The organism is Sphingomonas sp. Leaf242, assembly GCF_001422045.1.
GTDB lineage: Bacteria > Pseudomonadota > Alphaproteobacteria > Sphingomonadales > Sphingomonadaceae > Sphingomonas.
In genome coordinates this window covers 49,549-74,211 of record NZ_LMLW01000013.1, presented here as the reverse complement: position 1 = coordinate 74,211, position 24,663 = coordinate 49,549, and the positions used below count along the sequence as shown (strand labels likewise).

Annotated in this window: 22 protein-coding genes and 1 pseudogene; 11 read left to right on the top strand and 12 right to left on the bottom strand. The window is 66.0% G+C overall.

Annotated features, from left to right (window positions below; translation table 11 throughout):
- Positions 1 to 45: 45 nt before the first annotated feature.
- From gyrB to ASF09_RS18850, 8 genes and pseudogenes are all read right to left on the bottom strand, one after another.
- Positions 46 to 2,580 (bottom strand): DNA topoisomerase (ATP-hydrolyzing) subunit B, encoded by a 2,535-nt coding sequence (gyrB, locus tag ASF09_RS18880; RefSeq protein ID WP_060527610.1) that lies wholly within the window; start codon positions 2,578 to 2,580, stop codon positions 46 to 48.
- Between the two features lie 502 nt (positions 2,581 to 3,082).
- Complete coding sequence (locus tag ASF09_RS18875) at positions 3,083 to 3,886, bottom strand: OmpA family protein (RefSeq protein ID WP_235529895.1); 804 nt, start codon at positions 3,884 to 3,886, stop codon at positions 3,083 to 3,085.
- 88 nt (positions 3,887 to 3,974) lie between these two features.
- The gene (locus ASF09_RS18870; RefSeq protein WP_060527608.1) at positions 3,975 to 5,195 is read right to left on the bottom strand and encodes a DNA replication/repair protein RecF; all 1,221 of its coding nucleotides are present in this window, start codon (positions 5,193 to 5,195) and stop codon (positions 3,975 to 3,977) included.
- A gap of 198 nt (positions 5,196 to 5,393) precedes the next feature.
- Positions 5,394 to 6,203, bottom strand: coding sequence for a Coq4 family protein (locus ASF09_RS18865; RefSeq protein ID WP_060527607.1), 810 nt, complete (start codon positions 6,201 to 6,203; stop codon positions 5,394 to 5,396).
- Between the two features lie 52 nt (positions 6,204 to 6,255).
- Positions 6,256 to 6,447, bottom strand: a pseudogene (locus ASF09_RS20485) (hypothetical protein); the annotation flags it as partial.
- Between the two features lie 234 nt (positions 6,448 to 6,681).
- Complete coding sequence (locus ASF09_RS18860; RefSeq protein ID WP_060527605.1) at positions 6,682 to 6,933, bottom strand: type II toxin-antitoxin system Phd/YefM family antitoxin; 252 nt, start codon at positions 6,931 to 6,933, stop codon at positions 6,682 to 6,684.
- 54 nt (positions 6,934 to 6,987) lie between these two features.
- Positions 6,988 to 8,106 carry a DNA polymerase III subunit beta gene (gene dnaN, locus ASF09_RS18855; RefSeq protein ID WP_056017955.1) on the bottom strand — a complete coding sequence of 373 codons (1,119 nt, stop codon included), beginning with the start codon at positions 8,104 to 8,106 and terminating at the stop codon, positions 6,988 to 6,990.
- A 130-nt stretch (positions 8,107 to 8,236) separates the two neighbouring features.
- Complete coding sequence (locus ASF09_RS18850; protein ID WP_060527603.1) at positions 8,237 to 8,890, bottom strand: outer membrane protein; 654 nt, start codon at positions 8,888 to 8,890, stop codon at positions 8,237 to 8,239.
- A gap of 140 nt (positions 8,891 to 9,030) precedes the next feature.
- Here ASF09_RS18850 and ASF09_RS18845 point away from each other — a divergent pair, with 140 nt between their 5' ends.
- The 4 genes from ASF09_RS18845 (at position 9,031) to ASF09_RS18830 (ending at position 12,545) form a co-directional block, all read left to right on the top strand.
- A complete protein-coding gene (locus ASF09_RS18845; RefSeq protein WP_060527601.1) occupies positions 9,031 to 9,714 on the top strand; it encodes a histidine phosphatase family protein in 684 nt (227 codons plus the stop codon).
- Positions 9,715 to 9,875: 161 nt separating this feature from the next.
- The gene (locus ASF09_RS18840) at positions 9,876 to 10,352 is read left to right on the top strand and encodes an invasion associated locus B family protein (RefSeq protein ID WP_443025035.1); all 477 of its coding nucleotides are present in this window, start codon (positions 9,876 to 9,878) and stop codon (positions 10,350 to 10,352) included.
- A gap of 233 nt (positions 10,353 to 10,585) precedes the next feature.
- Positions 10,586 to 11,794, top strand: a complete 1,209-nt coding sequence (gene rlmN / locus ASF09_RS18835) for a 23S rRNA (adenine(2503)-C(2))-methyltransferase RlmN (protein WP_060527597.1) — start codon at positions 10,586 to 10,588, stop codon at positions 11,792 to 11,794.
- Entirely contained in the window at positions 11,778 to 12,545 is a 768-nt protein-coding gene (locus ASF09_RS18830; protein WP_060527665.1) for a sulfite exporter TauE/SafE family protein, read from the top strand. Before rlmN ends, ASF09_RS18830 begins: the two co-directional genes overlap by 17 nt.
- A 109-nt stretch (positions 12,546 to 12,654) precedes the next feature.
- On the opposite strand, the gene ASF09_RS18825 is transcribed toward ASF09_RS18830, so the two are convergent.
- Positions 12,655 to 13,272, bottom strand: a complete 618-nt coding sequence (locus tag ASF09_RS18825; protein WP_060527595.1) for a flavin reductase family protein — start codon at positions 13,270 to 13,272, stop codon at positions 12,655 to 12,657.
- Between the two features lie 51 nt (positions 13,273 to 13,323).
- Here ASF09_RS18825 and ASF09_RS18820 point away from each other — a divergent pair, with 51 nt between their 5' ends.
- The 3 genes from ASF09_RS18820 to ASF09_RS18810 are packed head-to-tail and all read left to right on the top strand — an operon-like array spanning position 13,324 to position 16,117.
- Positions 13,324 to 14,082, top strand: coding sequence for a cytochrome b/b6 domain-containing protein (locus tag ASF09_RS18820; protein WP_060527593.1), 759 nt, complete (start codon positions 13,324 to 13,326; stop codon positions 14,080 to 14,082).
- Positions 14,079 to 14,840, top strand: coding sequence for a molybdopterin-dependent oxidoreductase (locus ASF09_RS18815; protein WP_060527592.1), 762 nt, complete (start codon positions 14,079 to 14,081; stop codon positions 14,838 to 14,840). The genes ASF09_RS18820 and ASF09_RS18815 overlap by 4 nt, the downstream gene beginning before the upstream one ends.
- A 50-nt stretch (positions 14,841 to 14,890) precedes the next feature.
- Positions 14,891 to 16,117, top strand: coding sequence for an SAM-dependent methyltransferase (locus ASF09_RS18810; RefSeq protein WP_060527590.1), 1,227 nt, complete (start codon positions 14,891 to 14,893; stop codon positions 16,115 to 16,117).
- A 123-nt stretch (positions 16,118 to 16,240) separates the two neighbouring features.
- On the opposite strand, the gene ASF09_RS18805 is transcribed toward ASF09_RS18810, so the two are convergent.
- On the bottom strand, positions 16,241 to 16,630 hold the full coding sequence (locus ASF09_RS18805) for an EF-hand domain-containing protein (protein ID WP_060527588.1): 390 nt from the start codon (positions 16,628 to 16,630) through the stop codon (positions 16,241 to 16,243).
- Positions 16,631 to 16,777: 147 nt separating this feature from the next.
- Here ASF09_RS18805 and ASF09_RS18800 point away from each other — a divergent pair, with 147 nt between their 5' ends.
- The gene (locus ASF09_RS18800) at positions 16,778 to 18,019 is read left to right on the top strand and encodes an argininosuccinate synthase (protein ID WP_235529894.1); all 1,242 of its coding nucleotides are present in this window, start codon (positions 16,778 to 16,780) and stop codon (positions 18,017 to 18,019) included.
- 91 nt (positions 18,020 to 18,110) lie between these two features.
- Positions 18,111 to 18,701, top strand: a complete 591-nt coding sequence (locus ASF09_RS18795) for a class I SAM-dependent methyltransferase (RefSeq protein ID WP_056054492.1) — start codon at positions 18,111 to 18,113, stop codon at positions 18,699 to 18,701.
- Between the two features lie 96 nt (positions 18,702 to 18,797).
- On the opposite strand, the gene ASF09_RS18790 is transcribed toward ASF09_RS18795, so the two are convergent.
- A complete protein-coding gene (locus ASF09_RS18790; RefSeq protein WP_082444476.1) occupies positions 18,798 to 20,015 on the bottom strand; it encodes a glycosyltransferase family 2 protein in 1,218 nt (405 codons plus the stop codon).
- A gap of 98 nt (positions 20,016 to 20,113) precedes the next feature.
- On the opposite strand from ASF09_RS18790, the gene ASF09_RS18785 reads away from it, so the two are divergent.
- Together ASF09_RS18785 and ASF09_RS18780 are read left to right on the top strand one after the other, a co-directional pair.
- Positions 20,114 to 21,904 carry a hypothetical protein gene (locus ASF09_RS18785; RefSeq protein ID WP_060527587.1) on the top strand — a complete coding sequence of 597 codons (1,791 nt, stop codon included), beginning with the start codon at positions 20,114 to 20,116 and terminating at the stop codon, positions 21,902 to 21,904.
- Positions 21,905 to 21,940: 36 nt separating this feature from the next.
- Positions 21,941 to 23,521, top strand: coding sequence for a hypothetical protein (locus ASF09_RS18780; protein WP_200912594.1), 1,581 nt, complete (start codon positions 21,941 to 21,943; stop codon positions 23,519 to 23,521).
- On the opposite strand, the gene ASF09_RS18775 is transcribed toward ASF09_RS18780, so the two are convergent.
- Positions 23,481 to 24,629, bottom strand: coding sequence for a GNAT family N-acetyltransferase (locus tag ASF09_RS18775; RefSeq protein ID WP_060527585.1), 1,149 nt, complete (start codon positions 24,627 to 24,629; stop codon positions 23,481 to 23,483). The two genes, ASF09_RS18780 and ASF09_RS18775, sit on opposite strands and share 41 nt — an antisense overlap.
- Between the last annotated feature and the right edge of the window lie 34 nt (positions 24,630 to 24,663).

Sequence of the window (24,663 nt, the reverse complement as noted above, 5' to 3'; positions counted from 1 at the left end):
TGATAGATGGCGTTCAAGCGCGGTTGGACCCTCGATGTTCCGCGATCAGACGTCTAGGTTGGCGACGTTCAGCGCGTTGTCCTGGATGAACTCGCGGCGCGGTTCGACGACTTCGCCCATCAGCTGGGTGAAGATTTCGTTCGCGCTCTCGGCGTTGACCGCGGTGACGCGGAGCATCGAGCGGACCGACGGGTCGAGCGTGGTTTCCCAGAGCTGTTCCGCGTTCATCTCGCCCAGGCCCTTGTAGCGCTGAATCGCGAGGCCTTTCCGCCCCGCGGTCAGGATCGCGTCGAGCAGGTGGCTCGGACGCGAGACCTGCGTCGAGCCGCGGGTTGCGACGACAGCGGTGGCGGAGCCGATCACACCGGCTTCGGGTTCCGCACCCTCTTCGGCGTCGGGCTCTTCCGCCTGTGACGCCTTGCTTGCGGGCACGAGGTTCGAGGTGTGGGCGTAGCTCTCGGACTGTTCGCCCGACAGCGCGTGCAGTTTGCGCGCCTCGGCCGACACCAGGAAGCTCGCTTCGATAATATGGTGGTCGGTGACGCCGCGCCATGCGCGCTGGAAGTGGATGCCGCCGTCTTCGGTCAGCACCGCAGTCCAGCGGGCATCGCCGTCGTCGAGTTCGAGACGACGCGTGACGATCTCCAGCCGCGACGTCCGGTCCTCGACCGACGCCTCGGGATCGAACACGCCGCCGAGTGCCAGCGCCTCGATCATCCCGGCGTCATAGCGCTTGGGGACGTAGCGCATCAGCGTCCGCATCCGGCGCGCGTGATCGACCAGATCCTTCAGGTCACGCCCCGAACGACCGCCGCCTGGGCCGTCAAGCACCATCGTATTGACGCCCGCATCGACCAGATATTCGTCGAGCGCCGCGTCGTCCTTGAGGTACACCTCGGACCGGCCCTTGGTCGCCTTATACAGCGGCGGCTGGGCGATGTAGAGATACCCGCCCTCGATGATCTTGGGCATGTGACGGTAGAACAGCGTCAGCAGCAGCGTACGGATGTGCGCGCCGTCGACGTCTGCGTCGGTCATGATGACGATCTTGTGGTAGCGCAGCTTGTCCGCGTTGAAGTCGTCGCGGATGCCGGTGCCCATTGCGGTGATGAGCGTGCCGATCTCGCGGCTGGACAGCATGCGGTCCTCGCGGGCGCGCTCGGTGTTCAGGATTTTACCGCGCAACGGCAGGATCGCCTGGAAATGACGATCGCGGCCCTGCTTTGCCGAGCCGCCTGCCGAGTCACCCTCGACGAGGAACAGTTCGGACTTGGCGGGATCGCGTTCCTGGCAGTCGGCGAGCTTGCCGGGTAGCGAAGCGATGTCCATCACACCCTTGCGGCGCGTCAGTTCGCGCGCGCGCTTGGCGGCTTCGCGGGCTGCGGCGGCGTCGATGATCTTGGCGACGATCGCCTTGCCGTGCGCGGGGTTCTCTTCCAGCCACTCGGCCATCTTATCGGCCATCAGGCTTTCCAAGGGCTGGCGGACTTCAGACGAGACGAGCTTGTCCTTGGTCTGGCTGCTGAACTTCGGATCGGGCAGCTTGACCGAGACGATCGCGGTCAGGCCTTCACGCATGTCCTCGCCGGTGAGCTGGACCTTTTCCTTCTTCAACATGCCGGATTTCTCGGCGTAGTTATTGAGCGTGCGGGTCAGCGCGGCGCGGAACGCGGCCATGTGCGTACCGCCGTCGCGCTGCGGGATGTTGTTCGTGAAGGCGAGGACGTTCTCGTAATACGAGTCGTTCCACTGCAGCGCGACGTCCATCGTGACGTCGTCGCGCGTGCCGCTGATCGCGACCGGCTCGGGCATCAGCGGAAGCTTGGCGCGATCGAGATACTTCACGAACGCGGCGATGCCACCTTCGTAATAGAGCTCGACGGTCTTGCGCTCTTCGCTGCGCGCGTCGCTCAGGAACAGGCGGACGCCCGAGTTGAGGAAGGCGAGCTCACGATAGCGATGTTCGAGCTTGTCGAAGTCGAAATCGGTGATCTTGAAGGTGGCGGGCGACGGGAAGAAGGTGACGCGCGTGCCCTTCTGGCCTTCGGTGGCGGGGCCGACAACCTTCAACGGCGCGACCGCATCGCCGAACGCGAAGCGCATGTAATGCTCCTCGCCGTTGCGCCAGATCGTCAGGTCGAGCCATTCGCTGAGCGCGTTGACGACCGAGACGCCGACGCCGTGCAGGCCGCCCGAGACCTTGTACGCGTTCTCGTCAGAAGTGTTCTCGAACTTACCGCCGGCGTGGAGCTGGGTCATGATGACCTCGGCTGCGGACACGCCTTCCTCGGTGTGGATGCCGGTCGGGATACCGCGACCGTTGTCAGTGACGGAGACCGATCCGTCGGCGTTGAGGACGATGTCGATCCGGTCGCAATGCCCCGCCAGCGCCTCGTCGATCGCGTTATCGCTGACCTCGAACACCATGTGGTGGAGGCCGGACCCGTCGTCGGTGTCGCCGATATACATGCCGGGGCGTTTGCGGACCGCGTCGAGGCCCTTCAGGACCTTGATCGAGTCCGCGCCATAGTCGCCCATGTTCGGGAGGTTGGGATTGTTGGTTTCGGGGTTGGATGCCATGCCGAGTATATAGGCATTCGGGGGCCGAAACGGAAGCGAAATGGCCTGCGGGGGTCGGGGCGTCGGCGAGTGAAGTATAGGAAGTGCAGACGCTGGGAGCGTTTTGGTGCGGGTGTGCACTTCGGATGCCGGACGAGTCGGTTTCGAGGAGGTTCGGAGCGCCATGCGGGGATGGTGACAGGACGGGCGCGTGTAGGACAGGGGGTCGGGCGAACCCCTTGCGACAAAGCACCGCCCCGGCGAAGGCCGGGGTCCAATTGGAAAGGTCGCAGTAACGCCGAACCGCGCTCAGTCAGCAATGCCCCCCAATTGGGCCCCGGCCTTTGCCGGGGTGGTGCAAGCATGTCCCTCTCCCCCTTGGGGAGAGGGAAGGAGGAGCCGGAGGCGACGGGAGGGTGAGGGGGAGTTGGGATCAACCTCCCGAGCCTCAATCCCCTCACCCTTCCCACCGCAAGCGCGGCGGGCCCCTTCCCTCTCCCCGAGGGGAGAGGGAGTCGTTACCTCAGAAACGGTCGGCGCGCTGGCCTAGCAGGGTCACCTCGACGCGGCGGTTGAGGCGCATTCCGGCCGGCGTCGCGTTGGTCGCGACCGGGTCGCGCTCGCCGTGGCCCACGACGCTGAACCGCGCGCGCACCACGTCCATGTCGTCGAACGCCTGGCGGACGCTCGCTGCGCGACGTTCGGACAGGTCCTGGTTATGCGCGTTCGTGCCGCGCGAATCCGTGAAGCCGTCGATCGCGACGCGGACGCCGGGGTTGCCGCGCAAATAGCGCGCGAGCGGACGCAGCTTCTCGATCGCGCCGGGACGCAGCACGGCGCTGTCGGTACGGAACAGCACGTCCTCCTGCAGCGTCAGCGTCGCGCCGCGCGGGGTCTGGCGGAAGCCGTAGTTGCGCATCGCGCCGCGATCCCAGGTCGTGGTGGTCTCGACTACAGTCGTGCCGCCGCGGTCGCCGCGATAGCCGCGTGGGTCACGACCGTATGCATCCCAGTCGAAGCGGTCGCGGCGGGGGCCTGCAATCCGCGCGAATTCGCGGTTGGCGTCGTCGGCCTCCCGGGGGCTGATCCGGCCATCGCCGTTCGCATCGAAGTTCGGCATGACGAATGCGATGCCGCGCCGCGTATTGCGCAGTTCGGGGAAGAGCACCGGCACGCCTGCGCCTTCCAGACGATAGCCGGGACGCGACCAGGGGGCACGGCTCATGTCATATCGACCATCGTCGCGGGCTTGCGCGAAAACGGGGGCGGTGGTGGCGGCGACCATCAATACGCCAAGGGCTGCGCGCGTGAAATTCCGGGTCATCATCGTCTCTCCGTATCTTCGATGGACGGAGCTTTGCCCGCGCCCGCTTGAACGCGCGGTGAGCCTGCTCGACAGCGCGTGTTCAGCCTAACTAACGCCCGACCGCGATGCGCGTTGCCTGGGGGCCGATCGCGTCGAACAGCGCGTCTTCGGTGCCCGTCATCCACACCTGGCCGCGGCCTGAGAGCCGCGCGAACAGCGCCGCGCGGCGCGCCGGATCGAGGTGCGCGGCGACCTCGTCGAGGAGGAGGACCGGGGGCTGGCCGGTGCGTTCGGCGACGAGGTCGGCGTGCGCGAGGACGATGCCGAGCAGGAGCGCCTTCTGCTCGCCGGTCGAGGCGAGCGACGCGGCGCGGTCCTTGTCGAGATGCGTGACCACGAGGTCGACGCGGTGGGGGCCGCTGAGCGTGCGCCCGGCAGCGGCGTCCCGCGCGCGGCCCTGGGCGAGGTCGGATTGCAGGCGGGTTGTGTCGCCGGCCCAGCCTTCGAGTGTCAGGCCGGCGCGCGGGAACGGGCCGTCGTCCTGACGCGCGAGCCTCGTCCCGAGCAGGGTGACCGTCTCGCGCCGGGCGGCATCGACCGCGGCGCCGTGCTCGGCCATCTGCGCTTCGAGTGCGGAGAGCCAGTCGCCGTCGGGGCGGCCTTCGTCGGCGAGCAGGCGGTTGCGCGCACGCATCGCGGCGTCGTAGCGGGCGGCGTGGTGGGCGTGGCTCGGGGCGAGCGCGAGCGTAAGGCGGTCGAGGAAGCCTCGCCGTTCGCCTGCGGGGGCGACGAACAGGCGGTCCATTGCTGGGGTGAGCCACAGGATCGTTAGCCACTCGGCAAGCGCGTTGGCGGTGGTGGTCGCGCCCTGAATGCGGACGATGCGGCGTTCGGGGGCGGAGGCGAGCGTGCCGGTCGCGACGTCGACTTCGCCTGAAGTCTGTATCTGCCCCTGTGCTTCTGGCTCCCCTCCCGCTTGCGGGAGGGGTTGGGGGAGGGGCGCGTTTTCCTCGGAAGCGGACGCCAGTACGTACGTCGCGCCCTCCCCTGACCCCTCCCGCAAGCGGGAGGGGAATTCTGTTGCGTTCTTCTGCGAGCGCTCTGGAAACAGCGTGGCCGCTACGCCGAAGCCGCCTGCCCCACCTTGTCGCGCCATCTCGCCGAGTGCGGCTCTCCGCAGCCCACGGCCAGGCGCTAGCAGCGACACTGCCTCCAGGATATTCGTCTTGCCCGCGCCGTTCTCGCCGGTCAGCACGACGAACCCTGGTCCCGGCGTCAGTGTCAGGTCGGCGTGATTGCGGAAATCGGTGAGGACGAGGCGCGAGAGCATTGTCCCGGCCTTAGAGCAGTTTCGAAACCGATTGCATCGCCCTTTTCCGTCCGCCCTGAGCGAAGTCGAAGGGCGTGGCGGAAGCGCCGGTGCTTCGACTTCGCTCAGCACGAACGGGGTGAGGAATCGATCCGATCACAACCGCGCTAGCGACACGCCCAGTCCGCTATCGAGCCCAATGCGCTATCGAGCCTCGCGTCAGGCGGCGATCCGCTCCGGCGCCATCGCGGGTGCGGCCGTCGCGGTCGCCGCCTTCTGCGTGCTCAGATACGACGCTAGCGCCGGCCCGAGCTCGCGCTGCGCACGCAAATACGCGACCGGCGTGACGATCCCGAGCCGTTCACGCGCGGCCTCCAGCGGTTCGTGGAGCAGTTCGAGATAATCCTCGCCCGACACCCATTTCGCCTTCCGCCCGTTGCGATAGCCTTCCCAGACTGCCTTCGCGAACAGCTTGCTGCCGGTGACGCGCATGCTCTTCAATGCCGCCGCGGAGCCGATCAGCGCCCAGCCGAGCCCACCGACTTGCGCATAGCTGAACGCGACGAGCGCCGCCTCGCCCATGCTCTCGTCCGCCTTGTAACCGGTCAGCACGTGCCAGATGTCGTGCGTGTCGCGCACCCGCCGGCCGAACCACGCATAAGGGTGCGCCAGATCGTCCTCGGACGGCACGAGCCGCGAAACCTCGACCAGACCGTCCGCGGAATAGCCCGTCGTCTCGAGGAAATGGCGATACGCTGCCCCGACCGTGCCGGGCGCGAAGCTCGCGACGAACACGGGGTCGGAGAAACGCTGCGCCAGTTCGACGCGGTCATAGGCGATCCGCCCGCCCTGCTCGGAAGCGATCAGCCGCGCGTAATTCAGCGGCGCATTGCCGACGTTGAGCGCGCGCATGATCCGGAACACCTGCGTGGTGTCGTCGCCATTCGCGAGCAATTTCTTGATCGCATCGAACGCCGTACGCCAATCGCGACGGCCGGTCGTACCGGGAAACGGAGGAAGCTTCGCCATCGAGTCGACTCCTTACTAACATTGCTGTTAGTATTGAGCAGCGGGCGAGGAGTCAATCGAGGACGGTATCTACTGCGACGCCCATCTGCGTGGCCGCTTGCGCAAGGTCGTGATCGAGCGTCGCTAAGGACCAACCGCGCGCGACGATGATCGCGAGGTGAAGGGCGTCTCCGGAGCGCAGCTTCAGATCACCGCGATCGAGCAACGTTGCCGCCAACGCAAAATCGGCTTCGGTGACTGACTCTACGTAAAGTTCCCCGGCGCAAAACCGTTGCCACGCCCTTCATCACACCGTTCCAACCAGCGGTGTCGATGACGCCCAATCGCCGTTTCATCGCAAGCGCACCGGAAAACTCGGTTGCGACCCAATGGCTGACCGCCAGAGTATCAGACCGTCGCGATAGCCACGCGCGTACGTCCTCGCTTTGCGCCTCGGCGGTGAAGGCCGACACCACCACCGCCGTGTCGCAGTAGAGGGTCAATACCGCGAATCGTCACGCATCTGCCGGACGAGGTCACGTGCAGATGTTGGATCGTAAGGCAGCGACTTCGCCAGCGCCTCTAACGCGTCTACGTCGATGGGCTTGCGGCGCGGGAGCGGCGGGGCCTCGGGGGTCACGCGCGCGAAGGGTTGGCCGTCGCGCGTGATCTGCACGGCTTCGCCAGCTTCAAGCCGGTCGATGAGTGTGGCTAGTTCGTCTTTCAGATCCGCGATGTCGATCGAGTCCATGATCCGGCTCCTGCCTGTCGCGTCGCTATACCACGGCGCGACAGGCAGACCGAATCACACCCGCATCGGCATCAGCACGTACAGCGCGGGCGACTTGTCATTTTCGCGGATCAGCGTCGGGGCGGCGGCGTCGGCGAGGTGGACCTCGACCATGTCGCCGTCGATCTGCGCGAGGATGTCCATCAGGTAGCGGCTATTGAAGCCGATCTCGAACGGGAGCGCGACGTAATCGCCGGGGACTTCCTCCGCGGCGGTGCCGTTTTCGGGCGAGGTCACCGACAGCGTGATCTTGTCGCGGTCGAGCGCCATCTTCACCGCGCGCGTTTTCTCCGTCGCGATCGTGGAGACGCGGTCGACGCCTTCCATGAAGCTCTTCGGGTCGATCTTGAGGATCTTGTCGTTGCCGGTCGGGATCACGCGGCTGTAGTCGGGGAACGTGCCGTCGATCAGCTTCGAGGTCAGGATCGCCTGACCGAGGTCGAAGCGAATCTTGGTCGGCGACAGGGACACGCCGACCGAACCATCGACCTCGTCGAGCAGCTTGCGCAACTCACCGATGCATTTGCGCGGCACGATCACGTCGGGCATCGATTCGGCGCCCTCGGGACGCGGCAGCGTGACGCGCGCGAGACGGTGACCGTCGGTGGCCGCCGCCTTCAGCACCGGGTTCGAGCTGTCGCCGTCCGCCACGTGAAGGAAGATGCCGTTGAGATAATAGCGCGTCTCTTCGGTCGAGATAGCGAAGCGCGTCTTGTCGATGATCTGCTTGAGCGTCTCGGCGGGCAGCTCGAACTGGGTCGGCAGTTCGCCCTCGGCGATCACCGGGAAATCGTCTCGCGGGAGCGTGCCGAGCGAGAAGCGCGCGCGGCCTGCGACGATGCTCATCCGGCCTTCCGACGCGGCGAGCTGGACCTGCGAGCCTTCCGGCAGCTTGCGCGCGATGTCGAACAGCGTGTGCGCGGACACGGTGGTCGCGCCGGGCTGGTCGACGGCGGCCGCGATCGATTCGTTGATCTGGAGATCAAGATCGGTCGCCATCAGCTTGAGCGTCCCCTCGGCGGTCGCCTCGATCAGCACGTTCGACAGGATGGGGATGGTATTGCGGCGCTCCACCACGGACTGGACATGGCTCAGCCCCTTGAGGAGCGTTGCGCGTTCGATCGTCGCCTTCATCAAATTTCCCCCCGCCGCCACAGCCGGACTCGGGGCTGGGGGCAATCCGCAAATGGCTTACCCAACAACAAAGGGTCGGAGCAAGCGCCCCGACCCTTCTTTGATCACGGTAAACGTCGCGTTAAAGCGATCAGAAGCGGAAACCGTAGCTCGCGACGACCTGGTGACGATCGGTGTCGACGTCGAACCGCCCGCTGGTGCCGCCGTTCGCATAATCGATGTTACCGCGCTCATAGTTCGAATAGCGGTATTCGAGCTTGGCGTAGCTGTTCGGCCCGACCGCGTGCTCGGCGCCCGCACCGACGCGCCAGCCGTTGAGCTTGAAGTTGGTGTCGGTGGACTGGCTGGTATCGCCGGCGAGGACGTTCAGCTGAGAGTTGGTGTAGCCGCCCTTGACGTACAGCATCGTCGTCGGCGTGACGACATAGCCCGCGCGCGCGCCGACATAGATGTCGCGGCCCTGCTTGACGCGGCCATAGCCGAAGTTGCTGGTATAGTCGTTGCGGTCGCTCTTCGCGGTCGAGCCGGTCAGCTCGGCTTCGGCACCGAGCACGACATTGCTCGAGGTGGCGATGTCGTAGCCGATGCCGCCGCCGTACAGCAGGCCGTCGATCTTCTGGTCGTCGCGCCCGTTGTTGTTGGACACGCTGCTGCCAGCGCCGGTGTGATCGTAGCCGAGCGTGGCCTCGACGCGGGGGCCGGTGAAGGTCGGGTTGGTCTGCGCGAGAGCGGGTGCGGCCACTGCGGTGGTGGCGAGCAGCGAGACGACGATAAGCGTACGCATTGGGGTTACTCCTTACTGATCTGGCGCCCCATGACGCGGGGCGGACCGCTCCAATGGACCAACCGCGCGGGCGTTGCATGAACCCCAGATAAACACGGAAATCCGTTGCTTTTGCGCCACAGGGGGTTGAAACGCGGGCCATGATTCCAAGCCAACGGCAGGGTGAAACGGACGCCCGATCAAGCGATAGTCCGACCCTTCGCAAGGGACGCGATTTCGTCGCGCGGCACGGCGAAACCGTGTTCAACGCGGCACATCGGTTGCAGGGGAATGCCGCACATACGCCGTTGACGCGGGCCGGGTTCGCACAGGCGGACGAGCTTGGGCGGGCAATGCGTGGCCTGCTGGGGGTTAAACCGAAGCTGGCGTTGTGGGCTTCGCCGACCGGGCGGGCCTTGCAGACGCTGGCGGTGATCTGCGAGCATCTGGAGCTGGACTGGCATGATGCGCGTACCGATGCCCGGTTGGTCGAGATCGACATGGGATCCTGGGGCGGACGCTATTATGCGGACGTTGTCGACGAGGTCGGGCCGGTAATGCTGCCGGGGGGCACGCTGAAGCCTGCGCCCGATGGCGAGACGTATGCAGAGATTGCCGTGCGGGTTGGCGGGTGGCTGGCGGATACTGCGGAGGATCGGGGTGATCGGCTGGTGATCATGCACGGGATCTCGAGTCGAGTGATGCTCGGCGCGATGACCGGTGCGGCGGCCGATCCTGTGCTCGGCGCGCCGGTTGCGACGGGTTTGCCGCAGGGGTCAGTTACGCTGGTGGAGAACGGGCGGGCGACGGTGCCGCATCTCGGTACGGGATTCGCTCCGGCGTGAGATCTGGTCGGATCGGAGGCCTCACATCGGGGTTGCGGACTTCTGCACCCCTCCCTGGAAGGGAGGGGTTGGGGGTGGGTCGGTTTCCCCGTGTTCGAACCGATGGGGCTCGAGCGGGCCTACCTACCCCCTGCCCCTCCCTTCCAGGGAGGGGAGCCGTGTTGCGCTTGGCGTTGGCGGTGGGGTTGCTTGCGGGTGCGGCTCCCGCGGCGGCGCGGGACACCATCGGCATCTACAAAGGCTGGGGTGCGTTTCGCGATGCGAGCCCGGCGCGGTGTTATGCGATTGCTCGGCCGGTGATGGCGGGGGGGCGTTCGTCCGGGTTCGCCAGCGTTGCGACGTGGCCGAAGCGGGGTTTGCGCGCGTCCTTGTATGTACGGCTTAGTCGCGAGAGGGATCGATCGGCGGGGGTGACGCTTACGGTTGGTGAGCGGCGATTTACGCTGGTGGCGAACGGAGTGGATGCGTGGGCCGGTGATGCGCCGAGTGATCGGGCGATCGTCGCGGCGATGCGGTCGGGGCGGAGCATGAGTGTCGAGGCGGTCGGCGTCGGGGGGCGGCCGTTTGCGGATGTGTACGCGCTACCGGGCGCGGCGACGGCGATCGATGCGGCTGTGCTTTCGTGTAGCGGGGGGTGACGTTTTGCGGAGCGCACGTCGTTCCCAATCCCCCACCCCGGCGGAGGCCGGGGCCCAATTGGAAAAATGGTCGTAACGAGGGACGAACCATCATTATCTCCGTCCCCCCCATTGGGCCCCGGCCTTCGCCGGGGTGGTGTTCTTGCTGGTGAAGGATGGGATCTAACGGACGGTCTAGACCCCCTTCCCGCAGCCAGTAGAAAAATCACGAAAATTCCGCTACGGGCTCGCGCATGCAGACCGCCGCGAACCTCATGCCCATCCCTGGGCACATCGATCCCGTGCCCGTTCCCCGCAGCTTCGTGCCGCGCAGCGATGGGCGGATCGACCTGCTCGGACTGTCGCTCGCCGATCTGCGGATGGCGCTGGAGACGTCGCAGCTCGAGGAGAAGCAGGCCAAGCTGCGCGCCAAGCAGTTGTGGCACTGGATCTACAATCGCGGCGCGACCGAGTTTTCGGCGATGACCGATATCTCGAAGACGATGCACCCGTGGCTGGAGCAGCGCTTCGTGATCAGCCGGCCCAATGTGGTCGAGGCGCAGGTGTCGACCGACGGCACGCGGAAGTGGTTGCTGCGGTCGGACGACGCGCAGGATTACGAGATGGTGTTCATCCCCGACGCGGATCGCGGCACGCTGTGCGTGTCGAGCCAAGTCGGCTGCACGCTCAACTGCACCTTCTGCCATACCGGCACGATGCGGCTTGTCCGCAACCTGACCCCGGCCGAGATCGTCGGGCAGGTGATGCTCGCGCGCGATTCGCTGGGCGAATGGCCGAGCCAGCCCGAGGGGCGCATGCTCACCAACATCGTGATGATGGGGATGGGCGAGCCGCTGTATAATTTCGAGAATGTCCGCGATGCGCTGAAGCTGGTGATGGACGGTGCGGGCCTCGCGCTCAGCCGGCGGCGGATCACGTTGTCGACCAGCGGCGTGGTGCCGATGATGGCGCGTGCGGGGGCGGAGATCGGCGTGAACCTTGCCGTGTCGCTGCATGCGGTGACCAAGGAAGTGCGCGACGAGATCGTGCCGCTCAACCGGAAGTACGGCATCGAGGAATTGTTGCAAGCGTGCGCGGACTATCCGGGCACGAACAACGCGCGGCGGATCACGTTCGAATATGTGATGCTGAAGGACAAGAACGACTCGGACGACGACGCGCGCGAACTGGTGCGGTTGCTGCGCAAGTACGAGCTGCCGGCGAAGGTGAACCTCATTCCGTTCAATCCGTGGCCGGGCGCGCAATACGAGTGCTCGACGCCCGAGCGGATCAAGTCCTTCTCCAGCATCGTGTTCGGCGCGGGGATTTCGGCGCCGGTGCGGACGCCGCGCGGGCGCGACATCGATGCGGCGTGCGGGCAGCTGAAGACCGCATCGGAGAAGAAGAGCCGCGCGCAGATCGATCGTGAGGCCGCTGCCGACGCTGATGCCGCCTTTGTCTGATCTGGGTTCGCTGGGATTGGCGGCGGGTGCGGGGATGCTGGGCGGCGCGATGAACGCGCTCGCGGGCGGTGGCAGCTTCGCGACGATGCCGTCGCTGATCGCGCTCGGCCTGCCCTCGCCGATCGCCAATGCGACCAGCAACGTCGCGGTCCAGCCGGCGGCGATGGCCAGCGCGTGGGCGTATCGGGCGGATCTCGGGCCGGTCGGCGGCGTTGGTATCCGGACGCTGGCGGGAATCACGTTCGTCGGCGGGCTGGTTGGCAGCCTGCTGCTGTTCTTCACCCCGGCGACCGCGTTCGACGTGATCGTGCCGTGGCTGCTGCTGATGGCGACGCTCGCGATCGCGTTCGGCAAGCCCGCCTCGACCTGGCTGCATGCGCGCGTTGCGATCGGGTCGCGCTCGCTGATCGCCGCGCAGACGTTGCTGGGGATCTATGGCGGGTACTTCGGGGGTGGCGTCGGGATGATGCTGACCGCCGCCTGGGGATTGTTGGCCGGCGCGTCGCCCGCCAAGCTCGCCGCGCCGCGCACGCTGATGCTGGCGACCGCGAATGCCGCGGCAACGATCGTGTTCGCGGCGACGGGGATGGTGGCGTGGGCGCTCTGCCTGCCGATGATGGCGGGGGGAGTGGTCGGCGGGTATTTCGGCGCGCGGTTCGGGCGGAAGCTGCCCGACGGCGTGATCCGCGCCTGGACGCTGTTCGTGACCGCGACGACGACGATCGTGTTCTTTTACCGGGCGTACCACTGACCTCCGTCACCCCGGACCTGTTCCGGGGTCCACGGTTCCGCACACTCACGTCTCTCGATTGCGCGGTGCCGTGGATGCCGGAACAAGCCCGGCATGACGGAGGAAGGTATCAGCCCGGCCGGCGCATCTTGAAGAGCGCGTCTTCGGTGATCTCGAAGTAATCCGCAGGACCGCCGCCGCGCAGGATCGGTTGCGCGCGGGCGGTCTGGTAGACACCGTCCTCCAGCATCGCCGAGTCGATATGGATCGCGACCGCTTCGCCGAGCACCAGCCACTGGTCCAGCTCGCGGCATTCCTTGGTTTCCAGGCGGATCAACTGGGTGAGCTTGCACTCGAACTGCGCGCGCGACGCGGCAACACGTGCCGGCTTCACCTTGGTCGAAGCCGCCATCTCCAGCCCGGCGAGCGCGAACTCGTCGACGTCGGCGGCGACGTTGGCGGCGGTGGTGTTCATCGCCTCGCTGAGGTCGCGCGACACCAGGTTCCAGACGAACTCGCCGGTCGCCTCGATATTGGCGACGCTGTCCTTCCACCCCATCGACGAGAAGCCGATGATCGGCGGGATGTAGTTGAACAAATTGAAGAAACTGTACGGCGCGAGGTTCGGCACGCCGTCGGCGGACACGGTGCTGACCCAGCCGATCGGGCGCGGCGCGACGATCGCATTCAAGGGGTCATGCGGCAGGCGATGGCCGTTCGTGGGCTCGTAAGAATGCCATTCGGTCATACGCTTATCCCTGCTATGCAACGTTTCGACTGCCTAGAGCGAAGGTCGAGCATGAACGATCCCCTACCCATCCCGATTATCAAGCGCCATAAACTGGCGACGCGCATCTGGCACTGGGTGACGGTGGTGACGATGTTCATCATGATCGGCAGCGGGATCGGCATCCTCAAGGCGCATCCGCGGCTGTACTGGGGCCGGTATGGCGCGAATTTCGATACGGCGTGGACGACGCTCGACCAGTGGCCGAGCTGGCTGGTGTCGCTGCTCAACCTGCTGACGATTCCCGCGAGCTACAACCTTGCCATTTCGCGGCGCTGGCATCTGCTGTTCGCGCTGGTGCTCGCCTTCGCGCTGCTCGGGTTCATGATCGTCAGCCTGGTCAACAAGCATTTCCAGCGCGACCTGCGCGTCCGCGCCGCCGAGCTGTCGCCGCGCGAAGTGGTGCACGACGTGAAGGAGCATCTCGCGTTTCGCTTCCACGATCCCAGGAAGCCGGGCGCATACAATATCCTCCAGAAACTGTCCTATGTGGCGACGATCTTCGTGCTGATCCCGGTGATGATCCTGACCGGACTGACGATGTCGCCGGGAATGGACGCGGCGTGGCCTTGGCTGCTCGAGGTGTTCGGCGGGCGGCAGTCGGCGCGCTCGATCCACTTCATCGCCGCCACTGGGCTGGTGCTATTCATCATTGCGCATCTGGCGCTGGTGATCCTCGCGGGAACGTGGAACGAGGTGCGGTCGATGATTACCGGGCGCTGGAAGGTTCCGGGGCACGTCCCCGCCCACCCGTCGGAGGACGTCGCATGAGCTCGCTGATTACCCGCCGCTCGCTCGTCACTGGCGCCGCGGTCGGCGCAGGCGTGCTGCTGACCGGATGCGACAAGATCGCCGCGAACCCCGAGGCGCGGAAGATCCTGTTCATGGGCGAGGACATGAACCGCGGGCTGCAACGCGCGCTGACCAACCGCAACGCGCTGGCGCCCGAATTCAGCCCCGCGCAGATGTCGCCGATTTTCCGCTCGAACGGAACGAGCAATCCGGGGACGGCGGACTATACCACGATGGTCGTCAACAACTTCGCGGATTACCGGCTGAAAGTTGGCGGGCTGGTCGATAACCCGCTGTCGGTGTCGCTCCCGCAACTCCGCCAGATGCCGTCGCGGGCGCAGATCACGCGGCATGATTGTGTCGAGGGCTGGAGCGCGATCGGCAAATGGCAGGGGCCGAAGCTCGGCGCGCTGCTGACCGCCGCGAAGATCCGCGACACGGCGCGCTATGTCGTCTTCACCTGCGCCGACCTCTACCGCGGCGCGAACTATTACGAATCGGTCGATCTGGTCGACGCGTTCCATCCGCAGACGATTCTCGCCTGGGCGCTGAACGATCAGGTGCTCGACGTCGCGCACGGCGCGCCCGTCCGGCTCAGGGTCGAACGGCAGCTCGGCTACAAGCACGCCAAATACGTCATGGCGATCGACGCGGTCGCCAGCCTCGCCGGGATCGGGAAGGGCAAAGGGGGCTATTGGGAAGATAACGTAGATTATGACTGGTACGCGGGGATCTGAAGCGCGCCGAGGGGTGGCGCAATTCCGTACCAGTCATTAGCTAACGCGACATGGCTCTTTTCGATCGTTTCCTGGCCCGGCAGGTTAAAACCGGCGAACTCACGCTCATCCATGCCAACGGCACCACGAAGCATTTCGGCAAGCCCGACCCCGCGTACAGCCCCGTCACGATCCGATTGACCGAGCCCGGTGTCGCGGGGGCGATCATCCGCCACCCGGCGCTCGGCGCGGCGGAGGCGTTCATGGACGGGCGCCTGGTGATCGAACGCGGCGACATTCGCGATCTGGTCGATCTGCTCAAGGGCAACAGCCCGTGGGAGCGTGGTGGCGGGCTCAATCCGTCGCTGCCGATCAAGCTGCTCGACAAGGTGGTGCACCGTGTCGACCGGGTGAACATGGCGCGCCGGTCGAAGAAAAACGTCGCGCATCACTATGATCTGTCGGACCGGCTGTACGACCTGTTCCTCGACGCGGACCGGCAATATTCCTGCGCGTATTTCACCGCTTCCGGCAACAGCCTGGAGCAGGCGCAGAACGACAAGAAGGCGCATATCGCTGCCAAGCTGGCGATCCAGCCGGGGATGCGCGTGCTCGACATCGGCTGCGGCTGGGGTGGAATGGCGCTGTACCTGCACGCGAAGACCGGCGCCGAAGTGCTCGGCGTGACGCTGAGCGAGGAACAGCTGAAGGTCGCGCGGCGGCGGGCCGAAGAGGCCGGCGTCGCCGACAAGGTGACGTTCGAGCTGATCGACTATCGCGCACTGACAGGGAGTTTCGACCGGATCGTCTCGGTCGGGATGTTCGAGCATGTCGGCCCGGCGCACTACAAGGCGTTCTTCCGCAAGTGCCGCGACCTGCTGACCGAGGACGGCGTGATGCTGCTCCACACGATCGGCCGGATGGGCGGGCCGGGCGTCACCGACACCTTCACGACCAAGTACATCTTCCCGGGCGGGTATAACCCGGCGCTGTCGGAGATCGTGAAGGGGTATGAGGGGCTGCGGATGTTCCCGACCGATATCGAGGTGCTGCGCGTCCATTACGCGCTGACGATCGACCAATGGTACGACCGGACCGTGGCGGCGAAGGACGCGATCGTCGCGCTGTACGACGAGCGGTTCTACCGGATGTGGACATTCTATCTGGCGGGCGCGGCGGCAGCGTTCCGGACCGGGGGGATGGTCAATTACCAGATCCAGCTGTCGAAGAGCCGGATGACGCTGCCGATGACCCGCGACTACATGATCGAGGGCGAGCGGGCGTTGCGCGAGGGCTGACCTGCCCCCCTCCCTGGAAGGGAGGGGCTGGGGGTGAGTCGGCCGCTTGGGATGGGCGGCGCCTGCGAAACGGGCCAACCCACCCCTAACCCCTCCCTTCCAGGGAGGGGAATTCGTAGCGCTTTAACGCGGACCCTGGATCTGCGCCTTCGCAGCCGCGCGTTCGTCGCCGCCGATCTTGCCGTCGTGGTTCGCATCGTATTTCGCGAACGTCGCCGCCAGCAGCGCCTGTGCCTCGGCCTGCGTGACCTTGCCGTCCTTGTTCTTGTCCGCGCTCGTGAACCACAGATCGGCGAGACGCTTGGCGTGGACGGGATCGGGACGCCCTGCCCCGACCTTCATGTTGTCGATCCGTGCCAGCACTTCCGCGCGGGTCAGGACGCCGTCCTTGTTGGTATCCGATGCGGCGAACTCGGTCTTGAACTTGGCGGCGGCAGACGCGCGCGTTTCCTGCGCGAGCGCCGGGGTTGCGAGACCGGCGAGGACGAGAAGGGTGAGGCTTTGGCGTAGCACGGTCGGGACACTCCAGTGGATGTGCGGCGCGAATAGCGGGATTCGGTTGTACGCGCCATTAACGCGTGTCGGGCGTCCGGCGGTTGCGCGAACGCGCCTCAACGCATAGGGGCGCGGACATTGGATATTGCCCGAAGGATCCTGCCCGTGACCGATCAGAGCAACCCCGCCGGCGGCGCCGGAATCAACCGCGTCGTACTCGCCTATTCCGGTGGCCTCGACACGAGCGTGATCCTGAAATGGCTCCAGCAGACGTATAACTGCGAAGTCGTGACGTTCACCGCCGATCTCGGCCAGGGCGAGGAACTCGAGCCGGCGCGCGCCAAGGCCGAGATGATGGGCGTCAAGCCCGAGCACATCTTCGTCGACGACCTGCGCGAGGAGTTCGTCCGCGACTACGTGTTCCCGATGATGCGGTCGAACGCGCTGTACGAGGGGCTGTACCTGCTTGGCACGTCGATTGCGCGGCCGCTGATCGCCAAGCGCCAGATCGAGATCGCCAAGATGGTCGGCGCCGACGCGGTCAGCCACGGCGCGACCGGCAAGGGCAACGACCAGGTCCGCTTCGAGCTCGGCTATTACGCGCTGTCGCCCGACATCAAGGTCATCGCGCCGTGGCGCGAATGGGATCTCACCAGCCGTACCAAGCTGATCGAGTTCGCCGAACAGCACCAGATCCCGGTCAGCAAAGACAAGCGCGGCGAGTCGCCGTTCTCGACCGATGCGAACATGCTCCACACCTCGTCCGAGGGTAAGGTGCTCGAGAACCCATGGGACGAGGTGCCGGATTACGTCTATTCGCGCACCGTGAACCCCGAGGACGCGCCCGATACCCCTGAGTACATCACGGTCGATTTCGAGCGCGGCGACGGTGTCGCGATCAACGGCGAGGGCATGAGCCCGGCGACGTTGCTGTCGACGCTCAACGACTACGGCCGCCGTCACGGCATCGGGCGTCTCGACCTCGTCGAGAACCGCTTCGTGGGCATGAAGAGCCGCGGCATGTACGAGACTCCCGGTGGCACGATCTATCAGCTCGCGCACCGCGGCATCGAGCAGCTGACGCTCGACCGCGGTGCCGCGCATCTGAAGGACGAGCTGGCACCGCGCTATGCCGAGCTGCTCTACAACGGCTTCTGGTTCAGCCCCGAGCGCGAGATGCTGCAGGCGGCGATCGACTACAGCCAGCTGAAAGTGTCGGGCACGGTCCGGCTGAAGCTCTACAAGGGCGGCGTGTACGTGGTGGGGCGGAAATCGCCGAACTCGCTGTATTCGGAGAAGGTCGTGACGTTCGAGGACGACCAGGGCGCCTACGACCAGCGCGACGCGGAAGGCTTCATCAAGCTGAACGCACTTCGATTGCGCTTGCTGGGGCGCCGCGACCGGTAACGGTCGGTCGCGAACTTCGTTCGGCATTGCGCGTTAACCAAATGTCATCGACTTGAGGGCAGGCTCGCATTTCTGATTGGGGAGATGCGACGTGCTGGCTGCAGTTCATGATAAACTGGTGTTCGGGCGCCGGGTGCGTCGCCTGGCGGCCGTGATCGCGGAACGGCTGCCGGACGGCGCACGGGTGCTCGACGTCGGATGCGGGAGCGGCGATCTGGCCGTGCTGATCATGCAAAAGCGCCCTGATGTCGTGATCGAGGGCATCGACGTGCTGGTCCGCCCCGATACTGCGATCCCGGTTCACGCCTTTGACGGCGCGCATATCCCGTTCGGCGACAACGCGTTCGACGCGGCGATCGTGGTCGACGTGCTACATCATACCGACGATCCCGAAGCCGTGCTCGCCGAGATCGCGCGTATCGCGCCGATGGTCATCATCAAGGACCACTTGCGCGACGGGATCGCGGCGAACACTACATTGCGATTCATGGATTGGGTCGGCAACGCAGCCCACGGCGTGCGGTTGCCGTATAATTATCTGTCGCGCAAAGAATGGACGAACATCTGGCGCACGCTGGACCTCGGCAGCAGCCGGTTCGCCACGCGCTTGTCGCTGTATCCCCGTCCGTTCTCATGGCTGTTCGATCGCGGACTGCACTTCGTCACGGTGCTCTCGCGCTGAACCGAAGCGCACCGCCTGGCATCGAAAAACCATCGGACATGAAAAAGGGGAGGATACGGTGATCGTATCCTCCCCTTTTTCATGTCCGTCGCACCGTCAGCGATCGGATCGGGTATCGATCAATCCGATCAGGAAGCTGGTGAACATCGTCTGCAACCCGATGACGCTCGCCACCATCGTGGGGATCGCCAAACGCATGAGATGGACCGGCTCCATCGGCCCGAATCCCGCCCGCCCCCATTGTGCGAGCAGACCTGCACTCCCGGCCATGCCGAGCAGCAGGAGCAGTCCGCCAACGATGCAGCCGCGCTCGACGCTGAAGTGGCGGCGGAATTGCTCGACGCGCATGCTGGTAGGCCACAAGGCGCTGGCGACACCGTACAGCCGTGCGAGGATGCCGAAGCCGATCAGCTGACTGCCCAGCAGCATCGCCATCGCCGCGAACAGCATCGTCGTCGCGCTGAGTTCGATACCGCCGAGTTCGACACCGCCGGTCGCGAGCACCGCGACTCCCGCCGTGCCGCCAGCCGCCGCAAGCAAGCCGGGATAAACGAACAGGAACCGGGGAGCGTAGGTCAACAAGAAGCGCAGATGCCGCCAGCCGTCGCGCCACGTCCGTAAATGCGGCGGGCGGCTACGTCCGTCCTGCGACAGCGTCGTCGACACCTGACGGACGTCGAGCCGGTGCATGACCGCCTTGACCACCATCTCGCTGGCGAACTCCATCCCCGACGATCGCAATCCGAGACCCAGGACCGAATCGCGGCGAAAACCGCGCAGGCCGCAATGGAAGTCGCCGATCCGCGCGTTGAACAAGCGTCGCCCGAGAAAGCTGAGGACCGGATTGCCCAGATACCGATGCAGCGGCGGCATCGCGCCGGGTGCGATCCCGCCCTGGAACCGATTGCCCATCACCAGTTCGCCGCCGTTGCGCAGCGCGGTGACGAACGGCATCAGCGCGAGAAAATCGTAGCTGTCGTCGGCATCGCCCATGATCACGTATCGGCCGCGAGCGGCGGCGATCCCGCCCAGCAGCGCAGCGCCATAGCCCTTCGCGTCGACACCGACGAGGCGTGCGCCCATCGCATTGGCGATCTGGCGCGAGCCGTCGGTCGATCCGTTGTCGGCGATCACCACCTCGCCGGCGATCCCGCTGGTCCGCAGGAATTCCTGCGCCTTGCGGATGCATAGCGCCAGCGTCTCCGCTTCGTTGAGGCAGGGCATGACGATCGACAGTTCGAGCGCATCCTCCGCTTCGGTGCCCGACGTATCGCGTTCGACGATCGGCGATTGATAGGCCAGCACTGTCGGCATGGATGATCCTCCCTTGCCCGAAGGCATACGGAGCGAACGCTAAAAAGAGGGTTAACTATTCGCCGCTAAGCCGACGAGGTTCGCCTCAGGATGACCGCATGCCAAACCCGCCGCCATTCGACGACGTACCCGCCCCCGATGCCCGCCGCGGACGCACGATCCGCTTCGACGTGATCGTCGCGGCGGTTCTGGCGACATTGCTGTCGACCTGCTGGGCGATCACCGACTGGCATCGCGTCGGGCAATTGATCCTGCCCGATGCCGACGACATGATGCGGCTGGCGCAGGTGCGCGACTGGCTCAACGGCCAGGCCTTCGACGACTGGACGCAATATCGCATGGCGCCCCCGCTCGGCGCACCGATGCACTGGTCACGACTGAACGATTTCGGGATCGCGGGGATCATCCTCGCGGCGACGCCACTGGTCGGCCGTCACGGCGCCGAACTGACCGCGGTGCTGCTGTATCCGGCGCTGCTGTTCGCCTGCAACATCGTCCTGTCGGTGCGGATCGCCCGCCGGTTATGGGGAGACGAGGCGGCCGTCGTCGCGGCCATTCTGGCGGGCATCGCCTATCCTGGCATCACGCTGTTCCTCCCGGGGCGGATCGACCACCACGCGCTGCAGATCGTCATCATCGAAATCGCGATCCTCATGATGATGCGCCGACCGACGATCGTCAGCGGCGTCATCACCGGGATCGCCGTTGCGGCCAGCCTGGTCATCGGGCTGGAAACTGCGCCGCAAGTCGCCGCCCTCGTCGCCACGCTGGCGATGTTCTGGGTCGTCTCCGGTGACCGCGAACGGTTGCGGTTAGCCGCGTTCGCGGCCGCCCTGGCCGCGACGACCGGCGTCTTCCTGGTGGCGATGCGGCCCAGCTATTGGTCAGCCGCGCTATGCGACGCCTTCACACCCGCGTCCGCCACGGGCACGCTGGCTGTCGCCGCGGCGCTGGGAGCCTTGGCCGTGGCGACACCGTGGCTGCGCACATGGCGATCGCGGATCATCGCGGGCGGCGTGCTCGGTGCGCTTGCGCTGGGTGGCACGCTGGCCGCCTATCCGGGATGCCTAACCGGGCCGTATGGGAGGGTCGATCCCTTCCTGCGCGCGGCCTTCCTGCCGCACATCGACGAAGCAAACAGCATCTTCGCGCAACCGTTTGCGCGCACGCTGTCGATCGGTGGCCTGCTGCTCGCCGGGTGCATCGCGTCGGTCTGGATGGTCGCGCGTGCACCGAAGCGCTGGGCGGTGACGATGCCGCTAGTCGGCGTGATCGGGATCTCGGCGCTCGTGTCGCTGTCGCAGGCGCGGGGAACCTATATCGGCGCGCCGACGGTCGTACCGGTACTGGCCGGCCTGATTCTGGCGGCACGGCGACGAACTACCTGGGCTGCGCCCGCGCTGATCGGTGCTTGGCTGGTATCGTCGGGCATCGCCTATTCCGAAGCCCCCACCCTGGCGCTCCGTATCCTTGCTCCCGGCGTACGGATCCCGCCGCCGATGACGCCGCAGATCCTCTGCAACACCGGCGATGCCTGGGCGCAGGTCGATCGCTATCCGCCGGGCATCGTGATGGCGCCGACGAACATGGCGTCCTATCTGATCGGCGCGACGCATCTGTCGACGGTCGGCGCGGGCTATCATCGCAACAACCGCGGCAACATGGCGATGTATCGCTATTTCCTCAGCCGTCCCGACCGCAGCGCGGCGATCGCCCGTGAGTGGAACGTTACCTATGTCGCCTTTTGCCCCGGCGATTTCTCCGAGATCGACGTGACCCACAGCTATCCGAACAGCCTCGCAACGATGCTGCAATCCGGCCATGCCCCGGCGGGCTTCGAACGTCTTCCCTTGCGCGGGGCGAGGCTCCGCCTCTATCGCATTCGGTAACGACGTTGCGGTAGCGGGGAACGAGTGGACGACGGCATGACGGGGCGGCTGAAGTGGTGGCAGACGCGCGGGTTCGTCGTGGCGGTGGCGCTGGCGTCGATCATACCGTTGCTGTGGCCGGAGATCCCGCCACTGGTCGACCTGCCTGGGCATATGGGGCGCTATCGCGTCCAGCTCGCGATCGGCGACAATCCCTGGCTTTCGCAGTGGTATAACTTCCGTTGGCAGATGATCGGCAACCTCGGCATCGACCTGCTGATCGAGCCGCTGGCGCCGATCTTCGGGTTACAGTTGGCGGTGAAGCTGATCGTGATGGCGATCCCGGCGCTGACCGTGACGGGCCTGCTGTGGATCGCGCGCGAGGTGCACGGGCGAATCCCCGCAACCGCGTTGTTCGCCCTCCCGCTCGCCTACAGCTACCCCTTTCAGTTCGGATTCGTGAATTTCGCGCTGGCGATGGCGCTCGCGCTCAACCTGTTCGCGCTGTGGCTGCGGATGGGGCGGCTCAAGCGCACGCGGCTGCGCACCGCCATATTCGTCCCGATCTCGTGCCTGTTGTGGCTGTGCCATACGTTCGGCTGGGGCGTGCTGGGCGTGCTCGCCTTCTCCGCCGAACTGATCCGCCAACACGACATCCGCCGCGACAGCGATCCCAAGAGCTGGGCGCATGGCTGGTTCAAGGCGTGCATCCAGGCGGGGCTGAACTGCCTGCCGCTCGCGCTGCCGATGGTGATGATGGTGGTCTGGCGGTCGGGCGATCATGTCGGCGGCAAGACGCAGGACTGGTTCAACTGGCGCTGGAAGATGAACTGGATCACGATGGTCCTGCGCGATCGCTGGATGACGTTCGACATCGCGTCGGTCACCGTGTTGTTCGTGATCCTGTTCCGCGGCGTGCGCGACCAGACGATCGAATATTCGCGCAACCTGAGCCTTTCGGCGCTGTTTCTGGCGATCGTGTACATCCTGCTGCCGCGGATCGTGTTCGGTTCGGCCTATGCCGACATGCGGCTCGCGCCGTTCATGCTCGGGATCGCGGTGATCGCGCTGCGGCCGCGGCATGGGCTCTCGCTGCGCGGTGCGGCGGTGCTTGCGGTGCTGGGCTTTGCGTTCTTCGGCGTGCGGCTGGCGGGGACAACGGTCAGCTACCTGATGTACGATCGCAGCTACGATCAGGCGATCGCGGCGATCGATACGGTGCCCGAGCGGTCGCGGGTCGTGTCGTTCGTCGGGCGGCGCTGTCGCGACGACTGGGCGTATTCGCGGCTCGAGCATGTGCCCGCGCTGCTACTGGAGCGGCGACTGGCGTTCACCAACGATCAGTGGTCGATGGCGGGCGCGCAGTTGATGACGACGCAGTATCCGGCGGCGAAGGGCTTTGCGCATGACCCTTCGGAGATCGTCAGCGACATCAAGTGCCGTGGCCAGTTCTGGCGGCCGATCTCGATGGCGCTGGAGAAATTCCCGCGCGATGCATTCGACTACGTCTGGCTGATCCACCCGCCGAAATTCGATCCGGCGCTGGTCCGCGACCTGACGCTGATCCGGCGTGACGGCACCAGCCTGCTCTACCGCGTCAACCGGGCTGCTGCTGCTCGCCCCGCCGGAACGGAGTAAGCTCGCCGAGATACTCCTGCTGCTCGGCGACGGCCTCGCGCTCGCGGACGAGATAGTCGGCGATCGCGCGGCGGAAGCTTGGGTCGGGGATGTAGTGCGCGGAGTAAGTCGCGACCGGGGCATAGCCGCGCGCGAGCTTGTGTTCGCCCTGCGCGCCCGCCTCGACGGTCTTCAGGCCGCGCGCGATGGCGGCGTCGATCGCCTGGTAATAGCAGAGCTCGAAATGAAGGAACGGCACCTCCTCCGTCGCGCCCCAGTATCGGCCGTAGAGCGTGTCGTCGCCAACTAAGTTGAGTGCGCCGGCGATCGGTACGCCATCGCGCTCCGCGAGGATGAGCAGGACGCGGTCGCCCATCGTCTTGCCGATCTGGTCGAAAAAGCTGCGCGTAAGGTAAGGTTGGCCCCATTTGCGGCTGCCGGTGTCCTGGTAGAATACCCAGAACGCGTCCCAGTGCTCGGGCGTAATTTCGGCACCGATCAGGTGACGGATCGTCAGCCCTTCGACAGCGGCGGCGCGTTCCTTGCGGATCGCTTTGCGCTTGCGGCTGGCGAGGACGGCGAGGAAGTCGTCGAAGCTGGCGTATCCCTCGTTCTTCCAGTGGAACTGCGTGCCCTGGCGGATCAGCCAACCTGCCGCCTCGAACAGCGCCACTTCGTCTGGGTCAATGAAGGTGGCGTGGGCGGAGGACAGACCGCTCTGGTCGGTTACGGCCTCCAGCGCGGCGATCAGCGCGGGGGCCTGGTCAGGGTCACGGAGAAGCAGGCGCGGGCCCGGCACCGGGCTGAACGGTGCGGCGATCTGGAGCTTGGGGTAATATTGCCCCCCTGCCCGCTCCCACGCGTCGGCCCAGCCCTGGTCGAACACGTATTCGCCCTGGCTGTGGCTCTTGGCATAGGCGGGGGCGATTGCGGCGGGCTTGCCGTCGGGGCCGTCGACCACCACCGGCAACGCCTGCCAGCCCGAGCGGCCACCGACGCTTTTCGAGGCTTCGAGCGCGGACAGGAAGGCGTGGCCGACGAACGGATTGGCGGTGCCGGAGCACGCCTCCCAGTCCTCGGCCGCGATCGAGGTGACGCCTTGGGCGATGCGGGCTGTGACGGCGTTCATTGCCGCCTTAGGTAGAGACGCGAGGGCGCGCCTC